We start from the raw sequence: 12547 nt of genomic DNA, 5'->3' as shown, positions 1-12547 counted from the left end.
TAGGTATTAACCAAAGTAGCCTCCTCCTCGCTTAAAGTGCTTTACAACCAAAAGGCCTTCTTCACACACGCGGCATGGCTGGATCAGGGTTCCCCCCATTGTCCAATATTCCCCACTGCTGCCTCCCGTAGGAGTCTGGGCCGTGTCTCAGTCCCAGTGTGGCGGATCATCCTCTCAGACCCGCTACAGATCGTCGCCTTGGTAGGCCTTTACCCCACCAACTAGCTAATCCGACTTAGGCTCATCTATTAGCGCAAGGTCCGAAGATCCCCTGCTTTCTCCCGTAGGACGTATGCGGTATTAGCATCCCTTTCGAAATGTTGTCCCCCACTAATAGGCAGATTCCTAAGCATTACTCACCCGTCCGCCGCTAGAAATCGGTAGCAAGCTACCTATTCCCGCTCGACTTGCATGTGTTAAGCCTGCCGCCAGCGTTCAATCTGAGCCATGATCAAACTCTTCAGTTTAAAATCAATAGTACATATAGTGTACCAATCTTGGCTCATCAATTACTGACAAAAATTTGCTCAAATAAACTTCGAGTAATTTCTACCATTAATCAATGAAAATAATTTCGATCGATCAATCAGTAAAAATCCACACAAGTTGTTCTTCATAATCTCTTAATGATCTTCTTGTTGGTTCGTCACCAGCAAGCTAGGTCGGCTATATTACTCTTTATTTCTAAAGAGTCAACCGGTAATTTAAATTATTTTTAAACTTATCAAATAAAACCCAACTCAATCAATTCAACCAAGTCATTGTTTTATCAGAAGTTTTAATCTTCATCACCGCCGATGGATGTGCATTCTACAGTATTTCAGCACCGTTGCAACACCTTTTTTAAAATAATTATTTTGAACGCACATTTTTCACTCAAATTACATTTTTTCATTCATATTTTGATCAAATTTGGTTTAATAGTAATAAATCAGGATTATTTGAACGTTTTTACTTATTATACGGCAAACATTTTGCCGCGCTAAAAGCGTCAGGACTATATATGCGCCAAACTTCTTTTTTATATGCAGGATTATTGTCACTTGTCGTAACAACACCTGTATTTGCAAATGACGAAGCTTCAGCACCTGTTGCTCAAGATTCAGAAGCTGCCAATAAATCAAAAACACAACAACTTGCGCATGCTGCGATGGTCAAGTCATCTGAAGTTGCAAAAAAATTATCTGTTAATGCGAATGCAGCACAATCAGAAGAAGATAAAGACCCTTTCCAACCGATCAACCGGAAAGTTTACGCATTTAATGATTATTTAGATGTCCATATTGCCCGCCCTGCTGCTGTGCAATATGTCGCAAAAACTCCAAAGGATATTCGTGAATCTTATCGTTTATTCCGTAAAAATTTAGGCGAACCTTGGAATGCGTTTAACCAACTCATCCAAGGACGACCGACACGTGCCGCAAAAAGTCTAGGTCGCTTTACTGTTAATACACTGACAACTTTAGGCTTTGCTGACCCTGCGAGTCGCCTAGGCCTAGAAACCGAAGATGAAAATTTTGGTGCAACTTTAGGATATTACGGTATTCCTTCTGGTCCTTATATTGTTCTACCAGTGCTTGGCCCAAGCACATTGCGCCAAACCGTTGGTCTAGCTGTAGATAGTCAAGGACGTCCACAGAAATATATGCTTGATGGTCATGATGTAGCTTACTGGTCTGAGCAAACTTTACGTGGAATTGATACTCGCGCTCAATTACTGGATATCGAAGGTGTATTGCAAGGCGATAAATACGCTCAAATTCGTGATATCTATTTGCAACGCCTGAACTATTCTATTGCCGAGAAAAAAGGTATTGCTGAAGAAAACTTATTTATTGATGAAGAAGATGACGATATTGATGAATCTGAAGATAATTCAACAGATGTTTCATCTGATGATTCTACCGATTTCATTGATGATAGCAGTTCAGATGATACCGACACGGTAACAACTGAATAAATAAAATTTTTCAATTGGCTGGTGTGGTTTTTCCCTCCAGCCATCATTAGCTTGCTATAGTACACTTATTGTCTATCGAAGGATTCATCTAATTCTTTATGTATTTCATTCAACCTACTCGTGATATTCCATATTTAGATCAGGTACTTGATGCGCTTCCTAGCGTACAAATGATTAACATTGAAGATCTAGACTTGTATGATCCAACGATCATTGCAATTGCTGATGTTGCCGACTTTTTAAATCACCAATGGACACTTCCTACCATTGTGCTCGCTTTTGAGCATGAGGGCGCTGCATTGGCTCAAGCGTGGCAACAAGGTGCTTTAGCAGGATGGGTGTGGGATCATATTCCAACTAACCTCCAAGCAGCACTCACTAAAATTGATGCGCAATACAAACGCAATCAAGACAGCCGCGACCTCCCTTCTGCTGCAGATTTGCAAAAACGCTTACTGCCAAATCCAATCGAACTCCACAATTATAAAGTTGAAACATTCTTCCAACCTTCTGCTTATTTATCGGGTGATTGGTACGATTACTGGAAAATCAGCGATAAAGAAATTATGTTTTATCTCGCAGATGTGTCTGGTCATGGGGTAACGAGTAGTTTACTGACCTCATGGATGGCTGCTTTCCACGGTCGTTCAAAAACCCCGAGAGAACTCATCAAAAAGCTCAATGGCATGCTGGTTCAAGAAAATATTGAAAAGCACATTACCATGATTGCTGGGATACTCAATCTCGATACGCATGTCTTGAAATGGTCTAGTGCAGGGCATTATCCGCCGGCCATTTTATTTGAACCCGGTCTTCCTGCGCGAATTTTAAATACCAGCAGCTTCCCACTCGGCTTAATTGAAGACCTAGAAGTTGAAGAGTTTGAATTTATCTTAAATCGTTATTCTCGCTTTGTAATTTGCTCCGATGGCGCACTCGAACCTTTTGACGGTGGATTGAATGAACAGCTAGGTCAATTGGTTTATCACTTGCAAAATCAATCATTTCAAGCACCAGACCATGTTGCTGACGATATTGCCATCCTAAGTTTACGTCGAATCAATTAATCACGAAATCAATTACTTAAACCAAATACGACTTTCTGATCATACTCGGCTACTTGAGTAAGCTGTGCCCCTATGGGATAATTTACTATCCTTCTCTGCAAATGGCATTTATATGTCAACAGGTCATGTTGAATATGCAAGCTTGAACGGAACGCATATTTTTAAGCTTATTGGCGAAGTGCGTGCCCAATCTTGTATTAGTCTAGACAAGTTATTAAACAAAATTGAACAGCAACAAAATGTCGTCGGTGCAATCGTTGATTTAACCCAAACGACATTTATCGATAGTACTGTTCTTGGCATTTTGGCGAAACTGGGTTTGAAGCTCAAACAAGTTCACCATATCCAAGCGGTAATGTTGTCTACAAACTCTGATATCACAACGCTTGCCAATAGCATGGGTTTAGGTCAAGTGTTTGTTATTTTGAATTATTGTGGTGATCCAAGTGTATGCACTCGCGCACTTATGGAAGAACACATTACCCATAGCAATATGCTGAATACGGTTTTAGATGCACACAAAACGCTGATGAAACTGAATGATAGCAACCAAAATATGTTTGAGCCTTTGGTCAAACAACTGCAAAAAGAGCAGGATAATCTAGAGCAACCCAAGCAGCAAAATGTCTAATTTAGGTTAATCACAGCAGAGACCCTCTTCGCATGACTTTACTTTCCGTTGCACAAATGAATTCTCAAAATGACATTGAAGATAACTTCAAAGTGATCGAGTCATTGATGCAACAATGTCAGGCTCAAGGTGCGAGTCTCATTGTATTTCCTGAAAATTTTGTCTGCTTTGCCGCAGGTAAACAACGCGAAACCGCGGCGCAATTTGAAAGTATTCAGCAGCGACTAGAACAACTCGCACATCGTTATCAACTTTGGATTGTTGCGGGCACACTCCCATGCCCTTATCGTCCAGATGGTTCAATCATTCAAGATGGCCGTGTCCGTACTGTTAGCCTGTGTATCAGCCCTGAACATACCGAAGCACGTTATGACAAAATTCATTTATTTGATGTGCAAGTTGGTGACGCTGTCGGTGGCTATCAAGAATCAAAATTTTTTGAACCTGGTACTGAAACCGTAGTTGCAACAACACCTTTTGGCAATATTGGCCTGATGGTGTGCTACGACTTGCGCTTTCCTGAACTGGCTTTGAAACTTCGTAGCCAAGGTGCAAACATTTTAACGGCGCCTGCAGCTTTTACTTATACCACGGGTGAAATGCACTGGCAGTTGTTACTGCAAGCTCGTGCCATGGATAGTCAATGTGCTGTATTAGGTGCCGCACAACAAGGCTGGCATGGTGAAAAGCGTCAAACTTGGGGTCATGCTGGAGCAAGCAACAGCCGTGGTCAAATTTTAGCAATCACCGCAGAAGAAGGCGCTCAACTACTCACATTTCCTTTTGACTTAGACGAACAGCAGCAGATTCGTGCATCAATGCCACTGATGCAGCACCGTGTTTTGGTTCAATATTGATTTTCACTCTGTATAAAATTACAAAAAAACTGAATATTATTTAAACAAAATCCCCCACGATATGATTTTGAACCATCATCTGAGGGATTAGAAAAATGACTTTAGAAAAAGCAGTTTATACAGCCCATGCAAAAGCCACTGGTGGTCGTGATGGTCGTGCAACGACGTCCGATGGTCATTTAGATGTTCAATTGGCGGTGCCGAAAATTATGGGGGGTACAGGTAATGGTACGAATCCTGAACAACTCTTCGCCGCTGGTTATTCAGCCTGTTTTTTAGGTGCAATGAAATTTGTGTCTAACCGAGATAAAATTTCGATTACCCCTGCTGCCTACGTCGAGGGTGATGTTGGTATCGGCCCTATTCCAACAGGATTTGGTATCGAAGTGACGCTTAATATTCATCTTGAGGGTATGGATGCAAGTGAGGCACAAAAATTAGTCGATGCCGCGCATATTGTGTGCCCCTATTCAAATGCTACCCGAAACAATATTAATGTCACTTTAAATGTTTTGACTTAAATCCATTTTCAGCTATCTATACAAAGCACTGTTTTAATTTCTTATAAAATAGTGCTTTGAACTTTTTGACTTCTACAAATCTACAGTTGAGCTCAAAATAAAATCTTATCCATTTCCAATACATTTAAATATTCTTATTCAGCTACCAAAACCTTGCTAAAATATATAACGATTATTATTTACATTCATTTGTTGATCTATGATGCTTAAATCTCTCCTTATCGGTACATTGCTAATCAGCGCATCCACACTAAGTTTTGCCGAATTAACCCTGTCTGAAAAAGTCCGTCCTCAAATTAAATCCTTGGTCAATCCAGATATTCAACGTCTTGCGCTACCGCCAACACCGAACAACATGTCTTTACCTGCCTATGGTCAAGGCATCATTGGTTGGGGTACAGGCCCAGAAGGTGCTGCAGCGCGCTTAGCCAATATCACCAAAGCCGACGTTGAAAAGCTTAAAACTCAAGATGTCACTTTAGAGATAGTTCAAACTTGGCAAAAGTTTTATGAAAATGAAACGCAGCGCAATGCAGGTAACCCAACCGCGCCCATTCGTGCTGAATTAATGAAGAAAATTGTCAGTTTGTGGTAAGTGAAAGACTGTACAGCCCATATTTTTGGGCTGTTTTTAGTCAAATTAGAAATAAAAAATCATGAGATATTCGATAGAAAGAATAATGAATAAAATTAAAAAAATGTTTAATATTCAAACTATAATTAACTATACATCCATAAAAAAATTAAAATCATTTTCAGGACTTTACAATGAAAACATACTTTTCGATGCTTTTTCTAAGCTTGGCCTTAGCCGCATGTAGCCAAACACCTGCGCCTGATTTTTCAGGAGAATGGAAACAAACACCTGACACGGAGAGCCTACGCAAACTTTCCATTAGCAAACAAGGCGATGACTACCAAATTAAAGACGAATTTTGGCTCGATAAAAATAATACTGAGCGCACTTCTAGTACTACATCAGGTATGGCCGAAGTGAGCCATGATGTTTTGAAATATAAAGAGAGCAATAGCATTGAAATGAAACTCAGTGATGCAACTCACCTCACTCTGACAGATAAAGCATACGATGCTGTTATTCATTTTGAAAAGATTAACTAAAGCAAAGCCCCGAGTCCATGCACAGGCTTCGGGGCTTTATTTATATTTTACACTGACTATTCAGCCGCTTCATTCGTCACTCTGAGCACTTCTTCAATGGTGGTTTTACCTGCCAAAACTTTACGCAATCCATCATCACGAATTGAACCCGCATTTGCACGTACATGATTTTCTAACTCAAACTCAGCAGCATTACCATGAATGAGGCGACGTGTTTGCTCATCAATCGGGACGATTTCATAAATTGCGGTACGCCCTGTAAATCCAATATGCGAGCATTGTTCACAGCCTTTAGGTTGTGGCAATTTTAACTCAGCCGATGCATCTAAATGCTTAAATAAGTCTTTTTCAAAATCATCGGCATCATGCCAAGTCGCACAGTGACGGCACAAGGTTCGAACCAAACGCTGTGCCACCACACCGATCAATGAGCTTGAAAGTAGAAAGGGTTCAATCCCCATGTCTTTAAGACGGGTCACTGCACCAATCGCTGTATTGGTATGCAGCGTTGAAAGTACCAAATGGCCTGTTAATGACGCTTGTACTGCAATTTCAGCAGTTTCTAAATCACGAATCTCCCCGACCATCACCACATCTGGGTCTTGTCGAAGCATGGCTTTTAATGCACGAGCAAAGGTCATATCCACTTTGGTATTGACCTGTGTCTGTCCGATCCCTTCAAGTTGATACTCAATTGGATCTTCAGCAGTCAATATATTTTTTGAACCATCATTTAGATCAGACAATGCCGCATATAAGGTTGTGGTTTTACCCGAACCCGTTGGTCCCGTAACTAAAATAATGCCATGCGGACGATGTACCAGTTGTTTCAATCGATCATAGTCATGCTGCATCAAGCCCAAATGGGTCATGTTTAAACGCCCAGCTTGTTTATCGAGTAAACGCATCACCACACGCTCACCATACGAAGACGGTAAAGTTGATACACGCACATCGACTTCACGGCCCGCCAAACGTAGTGAAATACGACCATCTTGTGGAATTCGCTTTTCTGCAATATCGAGTTTGGCCATGACTTTGATCCGTGACACCAACAATGGCGCAAGTTCACGACGAGGCTGGACAATTTCACGTAATTGACCATCAACACGTAAGCGGACAGACAGCTTTTTTTCAAAAGATTCGATATGAATATCTGAAGCTCCAACACGAATTGCTTCCGACAATAAAGCATTGATTAAGCGTACAATCGGCGCATCATCTTCCTGATCCATCAAATCTTCAGCTTCTGGCACAGAGTCCGCAAGGCTAAGTAAATCAGGATGATCTTCCAGACCCGCTGCCACTTGTTGAGACTCACCGGTGTCTCCGGCAAAGCTTGCACTGAGTAATTGATTAAACTCTTGCTCACTACATAATTGATATTGTGCAGGATGCCCTAAATAGCGACGTGCTTCTTGCAAAGCCAGTAGTGGCGTGCTGTCACGACGCACAATAAAAGCTTGATCACCCTCATATCGAAGCAATACGCCATGACGTTTGGCAAAACTATATGGTATTTGTAATTGTTTAAGTACTTGCATCACGCATTATAATGATGAAAAAAGTTGTTTTGAGTGTACTCTAAGCATCTGACAGCGTGAAGTCTGTTTTTAGGATTTATCAGGACAAGGGATATACGCATTGCCATTAGAAAATGATTTGACTGAAAAGGAATCCCCAAAACGTAAATGGTGGGGGGAATATCAATTTGAACTGAATCACCCGCGCAGTTGGCAGTTTGGGTCTTTATTGTTCCGTGTGACGCGCGGCATGCAAGAGTGGCGTATGGAATACCATCGCCCAACCTTTCAGTTTGACTATGAGCAGCAATGGCATCCGATACAAGACCCTGAATTTGGTTTTCCACAACCCATTAAAATGGAACGTTATATGTTCCGCCAGACACATGACAAAATTCAAATCATGCCACGTTTGGCAGATCGGTCTGTGGTGATTAAACCGGTCGATCCGATTTATATTCCAGCCGGACAGCGCGGAACGTTATATATCAGCACACCGCTTTGGATTGCTGGTTTTGTCGAAGGTCTTAGAGAACCCTTGTTTGATATACCTGTTATTCTACCAAAAGATACCTGGTTTGGTCCGAATCATCGAATGGGTGAAATTTGCTATGCCACAGCAGTTGATGGTCGTACAGAACTTAAACAACTCAAACCTCGTGCTTTTCGTGCAGTAACCCCTATTGAGTTTCATAACGTGAGTAATCAACAGATTCGTTTTGACCGTATGAATGTCCCTGTACCAGCTTTGCCATTATTTTATAGTGAAAGTACAGGACGTTTATGGACTTCACAAATTCGAGTCGTGCATGAAGGTCATGACAAACCGCCGCGGGTCAAAATTGAAAACCGTACACCGCCACAAGCCGGTGACGTGACTTATCTGCATCCGCCACGCGAGTCAGCCAATGTACTATTCAATATGTTTGATTCATTTTTCTAACGGTGAGCCATGGCAGATTTAAATATTTCGACAGAAATTACCAGCAGCCTAAAAGGAATGGTCGCCAATCTCAATACCGATCGGCTGACAGAATTATTGGTGGCTGTTTTACTGGCAGTCATCGGCTTTCTGATTGCACGTTTTATCTCAAACACCTTTATCCGCACTGTAGGTATGCGTTTCAATGCCCATCAGCAGTTGGTTTGGCGTCGCGGGATTTTCTATTTCATCTTTTTAATCTTTGTGATGGCAAGTTTAAAAGAAGCCGGCTTTAAACTCAGCGTCTTCTTGGGTGCAGCAGGTATTTTAACGGTCGCACTGGGTTTTGCCTCGCAAACCTCCGCATCCAACCTGATCAGCGGGATGTTCTTGATCGGTGAAGGGTCTTTTGAGGTTGGTGATACCATTCAATTGACACTGATTCGCGGGCATACCATTGAAGGTGAAGTGATCTCGATTGATTTACTGTCGGTCAAATTACTCACGCAAGACAATGTCTATGTCCGTTTGCCGAATGAACAACTGATTCGGGCACCTGTGCATAACTTGTCTAAGTTTCCAATACGGCGAATTCCAATTACCCTTGCGATTAACTTTCATGAAGACATCATCAAAGTTCGCGAAGTTCTATTAGATGCCGTCAGTAAATATCCATTGGTCTTGGCCGACCCTAAACCTGCCGTGACCGTCACTGCCTTTCGTGAATCTTCCATTGAGCTGCTTTTTGCTATTTGGTGTCAAAGAGAGAATTTCCTGAAAGTCCGTGATGAAATGCAGGAACGGATTCGAAATGCCTTTGTCGAAAATAAAATTGAAATCCCTGTCCCGAAAATGGGTTTTGTTGACCACCCGCTTTCTACACAAGCAAGCGATGCTGACGTCGATCAATATGCCAATACACAAGAAATCCAACGAGAGCCTCAACTCAAATAATGGTTTATAGAATTGATATAAAAAGCCCTGCATATCATCAAATGTGCAGGGCTTTTTTATTATCTACTATTTATAGCCAACGACCTCTACAGCTTAGTGATCTAGTACGTTTAAGAACTTCATCATGGTTCAATCTTGTCATTCGGCATGGGGGCAATATAGGCAATCAAAAGCATGGCAAAACCTGCGGCCATAAATGAAATCACTCGCATGAGAGTGCCGACATGAGATAAATCCAGCAAGACCAATTTCAAAGTAACCAAGACCAAAATACTGCCACCAAGTAGCCAAACTGAACGTAATTGGCGCTGAGTGGCAAAGCGCATACTCACCAAAGCCAATAACACCCACAGCACAGTAAAACTCAGCTGAATGGTCGCATCGCTCCAAATGTCTAAACTGTTATAAGGCGTATCCAGATATATATGTAAGGCGCGGAGCACAACATAGCTACTTAACCAAAGTAGCCCAAGAACACTCAACACGGCAGCCAAGCTACGATCTAAACCGGCTTTTAACTGTTGATTCAACATCCATAAAAAAGCCGCTAACAACAGCAAACTCACTGCATCAAAAGGATTCAGTATCGGCAAGATATATCCCACAAAAGCCTGCTGACTAAATAATTGCGAACTGATGATCCAACTCAAAGCCAAAAACAAACTGCTACGCGCTTGCCAAAACATTTTCCAGACAGGTTCTTTGGCTTGCCAATAACACCATGCACAAAATAATAGCGGCAAAATTACCACACTGATATACGGCATACCGGGTATCAGCGTCAGACTGGTCCACGCCAAGCTGCTCAAAATTCCGAGACTGACCCATTCTTTTTCTTCACGCACACCGAGTAATGGTCGTAGCCAAAGCAGCGTCAAGCTCAGCCCAGCGAATGCAAAATACATCTGCTCCATCGTTGAATGCCAAAGTAACTGACCGTTCTCACTCACTGAAATAACTTGGTACAGCCCCATCACATAAACAGGCACTAGACCCGTCCATTTAATGATGGACCAACTCCACGAAGCTTTTCGTTTTAACAAGCCTTCATTCACCAACAGATAAGCCACACTGACGATCAATAGACTCAAGGCCAATTGATGGCTAGTCTGCAGCCAATCTAAGAGCAACATGATGAACATGGTGGTTGCTGAGAGCATTTGCACACATTGAAAGGCAATACTCGAACTTGAAAGCTGTTTATGAAATGCAGGAACAGCATGCGTCACGATAATGGCCGCCAAATAGCTCAAACACACGCCCCAATACATCTGTGCAGGGAAATGTGGCAGTTGAACCAAATAATACAGACTTGAACAACCCGCCATCACCAAGAGCGCCATGCCTAAATAACGGCTGATATTGGACTGCTTGTATAGGGCATATATAAATATCAATGCACCTTCAACTGCCCAACCGACCACACTCCACTGCTCTTTCAATACTATCGGTGGAATCAATGCCAAGAAAATTAAGGTCAAACTCAAATAACTTTGTGCAATCAGTGGGATCACAGCACTACGTTTACTGATGCTATACAGTGCGGCAAAAAGCGCTGCAAATAGCAAGCTATACCCCGCCTGCCATACGGTTTCCTCAAAATACATCAAATACAATGCCAGATAAGCAAGCACTGGTGCAGCAAAAATCAGTGCAATATCCAAGGCAGGTTTAAGCTGAAAATGCGCAAGATCTTGTTTCGCCAATAACTGACTAAAACGAAAACCAAGCCAGATAAAAATCGCGGCATGGGCTAAAACCAGCACGCTCATCATCTGACGTTCGGTGGTGTATCCGTGGTAAAAAGCATATCCACCACCCATGATTACCGTCATCAAAAAAGCGATTTGATTCAGATATTTCCACGGTCTTAATGTACTCATGACCGCAACAGCAATATTAATCACAAGATAATAGGCGATGAATTCCGTTGCAGTTGCATCACGAACAGGCAAGGTAAATGGCGCAAGATAGGCGATCAGCATTGCCATGATCGCCAGTTCTACCGACTGTTGTTTCAAACTGAGCCAAATCGTCAATGCCATAAGCACTGCATACAGTACACAGGCCATGCCAAAGCCCGCAATCACGGCATTGTAATAGGCAAAAAATAAGGTCAAAAACAGCGCTGCAAGCCCCAAACCTTCTAGAGCCAAGGCAAAACTGCGATTTTTGGTTTGTAGCCAAAAACCCAGCCCGACAACACCAGCACTGATCAAACTCACGATCAGCAGTTTCATGGCCAAGCTTAGTTGCCAGTGCTCTGTGGCAAATCTAAGTAAGAGCACCACGCCAATCACCAAAACCAATACCGCCACTTTTAACACGGGATTGCCTTGGAAAAGCCATTGCTGAATTTGACTAGATAGATTTGGTGCAGACTTGGATGGTGTATTAGAAGGCGTTGAATTGACTACTGCCTGATGTCTAGCTGTACCAATTGCCGTCGCGGGATGCACAGATGGTGTATTGTCAGAATCAAAATTTTCAGGACAGTCTATTGTCGACGCTGATATTGAAGTAGCCGCATGACTGGATTGCGACTGAAGAGCACGTCCTTGCAATAGATGCAGCTGACGTTCTAATCGTTTCAGCCAACGCAGGAAAAAATAAACCCACAGGCTAATCCCGATCGCAACCAAATATCCCAATTCTGTTAACAGTCCAACGACCGTTAATAACGATGCAATATATAACGGAACCTTTGATGTCACTTGAAATGGTTGTTTTGATAAGGTCAGTGCATCAGCGCCGTGCTGTAAATCATCGACATAATTCATCACACTGAGCATAAAACCGATGCCACTGATATAACTCAAGATTCGGACATCTAAGTACCATGCCCCGATCCCTACCATGATCAGCGTCATCAACCAAATCATCTTGATTTCATTATTCTGTTTCAGCATACCTGCTTCGTCATTTTCCTGAATGTTTTGATGATACATGAGCCTGACCGATGGATTAAAACTATTCATCAGTGATTCGGTAAG

11 protein-coding genes and 1 rRNA gene are annotated in these 12547 nt (G+C 42.2%); 9 read left to right on the top strand and 3 right to left on the bottom strand.

Annotated features, from left to right (window positions below):
• Positions 1-467, bottom strand: a 16S ribosomal RNA gene (locus FTT72_RS02820); the annotation flags it as partial.
• A 536-nt stretch (positions 468-1003) separates the two neighbouring features.
• Between FTT72_RS02820 and FTT72_RS02815 the strand changes: the two genes are divergently transcribed.
• From FTT72_RS02815 to FTT72_RS02785, 7 genes are all read left to right on the top strand, one after another.
• Complete coding sequence (locus FTT72_RS02815; RefSeq protein WP_078189556.1) at positions 1004-1960, top strand: VacJ family lipoprotein; 957 nt, start codon at positions 1004-1006, stop codon at positions 1958-1960.
• A 98-nt stretch (positions 1961-2058) separates the two neighbouring features.
• Complete coding sequence (gene gigA / locus FTT72_RS02810; protein ID WP_180177821.1) at positions 2059-3027, top strand: RsbU family protein phosphatase GigA; 969 nt, start codon at positions 2059-2061, stop codon at positions 3025-3027.
• A 112-nt stretch (positions 3028-3139) separates the two neighbouring features.
• Positions 3140-3658, top strand: a complete 519-nt coding sequence (gigB, locus tag FTT72_RS02805) for an anti-anti-sigma factor GigB (RefSeq protein WP_078189558.1) — start codon at positions 3140-3142, stop codon at positions 3656-3658.
• Between the two features lie 32 nt (positions 3659-3690).
• A complete protein-coding gene (locus FTT72_RS02800; protein WP_180055951.1) occupies positions 3691-4515 on the top strand; it encodes a carbon-nitrogen hydrolase family protein in 825 nt (274 codons plus the stop codon).
• 95 nt (positions 4516-4610) lie between these two features.
• The gene (locus FTT72_RS02795; protein ID WP_111884709.1) at positions 4611-5036 is read left to right on the top strand and encodes an organic hydroperoxide resistance protein; all 426 of its coding nucleotides are present in this window, start codon (positions 4611-4613) and stop codon (positions 5034-5036) included.
• A 202-nt stretch (positions 5037-5238) separates the two neighbouring features.
• A complete protein-coding gene (locus tag FTT72_RS02790) occupies positions 5239-5631 on the top strand; it encodes a DUF4951 domain-containing protein (RefSeq protein WP_180005050.1) in 393 nt (130 codons plus the stop codon).
• A 173-nt stretch (positions 5632-5804) separates the two neighbouring features.
• On the top strand, positions 5805-6155 hold the full coding sequence (locus tag FTT72_RS02785) for a hypothetical protein (protein WP_111884710.1): 351 nt from the start codon (positions 5805-5807) through the stop codon (positions 6153-6155).
• A 56-nt stretch (positions 6156-6211) separates the two neighbouring features.
• Here FTT72_RS02785 and gspE read toward each other — a convergent pair whose 3' ends face one another.
• Entirely contained in the window at positions 6212-7699 is a 1488-nt protein-coding gene (gspE, locus tag FTT72_RS02780; protein ID WP_180177820.1) for a type II secretion system ATPase GspE, read from the bottom strand.
• A gap of 100 nt (positions 7700-7799) precedes the next feature.
• Between gspE and FTT72_RS02775 the strand changes: the two genes are divergently transcribed.
• Together FTT72_RS02775 and FTT72_RS02770 are read left to right on the top strand one after the other, a co-directional pair.
• A complete protein-coding gene (locus FTT72_RS02775) occupies positions 7800-8621 on the top strand; it encodes a hypothetical protein (RefSeq protein ID WP_180005043.1) in 822 nt (273 codons plus the stop codon).
• 9 nt (positions 8622-8630) lie between these two features.
• Positions 8631-9554, top strand: a complete 924-nt coding sequence (locus FTT72_RS02770) for a mechanosensitive ion channel family protein (RefSeq protein ID WP_180005042.1) — start codon at positions 8631-8633, stop codon at positions 9552-9554.
• 122 nt (positions 9555-9676) lie between these two features.
• Here FTT72_RS02770 and FTT72_RS02765 read toward each other — a convergent pair whose 3' ends face one another.
• Entirely contained in the window at positions 9677-12463 is a 2787-nt protein-coding gene (locus FTT72_RS02765; protein WP_180177829.1) for a DUF2339 domain-containing protein, read from the bottom strand.
• Positions 12464-12547: the final 84 nt, after the last annotated feature.

The organism is Acinetobacter sp. YH01005 (genome assembly GCF_013420465.1).
Classification (GTDB): domain Bacteria; phylum Pseudomonadota; class Gammaproteobacteria; order Pseudomonadales; family Moraxellaceae; genus Acinetobacter; species Acinetobacter amyesii.
This window is presented reverse-complemented; position numbering and strand designations above follow the sequence as displayed.

Coding starts and splice junctions, on each gene's coding strand:
- FTT72_RS02815 (WP_078189556.1), top strand. CDS start 1,004: ATGCGCCAAACTTCTTTTTTATATGCAGGATTATTGTCACTTGTCGTA.
- gigA (WP_180177821.1), top strand. CDS start 2,059: ATGTATTTCATTCAACCTACTCGTGATATTCCATATTTAGATCAGGTA.
- gigB (WP_078189558.1), top strand. CDS start 3,140: ATGTCAACAGGTCATGTTGAATATGCAAGCTTGAACGGAACGCATATT.
- FTT72_RS02800 (WP_180055951.1), top strand. CDS start 3,691: ATGACTTTACTTTCCGTTGCACAAATGAATTCTCAAAATGACATTGAA.
- FTT72_RS02795 (WP_111884709.1), top strand. CDS start 4,611: ATGACTTTAGAAAAAGCAGTTTATACAGCCCATGCAAAAGCCACTGGT.
- FTT72_RS02790 (WP_180005050.1), top strand. CDS start 5,239: ATGCTTAAATCTCTCCTTATCGGTACATTGCTAATCAGCGCATCCACA.
- FTT72_RS02785 (WP_111884710.1), top strand. CDS start 5,805: ATGAAAACATACTTTTCGATGCTTTTTCTAAGCTTGGCCTTAGCCGCA.
- gspE (WP_180177820.1), bottom strand. CDS start 7,699: ATGCAAGTACTTAAACAATTACAAATACCATATAGTTTTGCCAAACGT.
- FTT72_RS02770 (WP_180005042.1), top strand. CDS start 8,631: ATGGCAGATTTAAATATTTCGACAGAAATTACCAGCAGCCTAAAAGGA.
- FTT72_RS02765 (WP_180177829.1), bottom strand. CDS start 12,463: ATGCTGAAACAGAATAATGAAATCAAGATGATTTGGTTGATGACGCTG.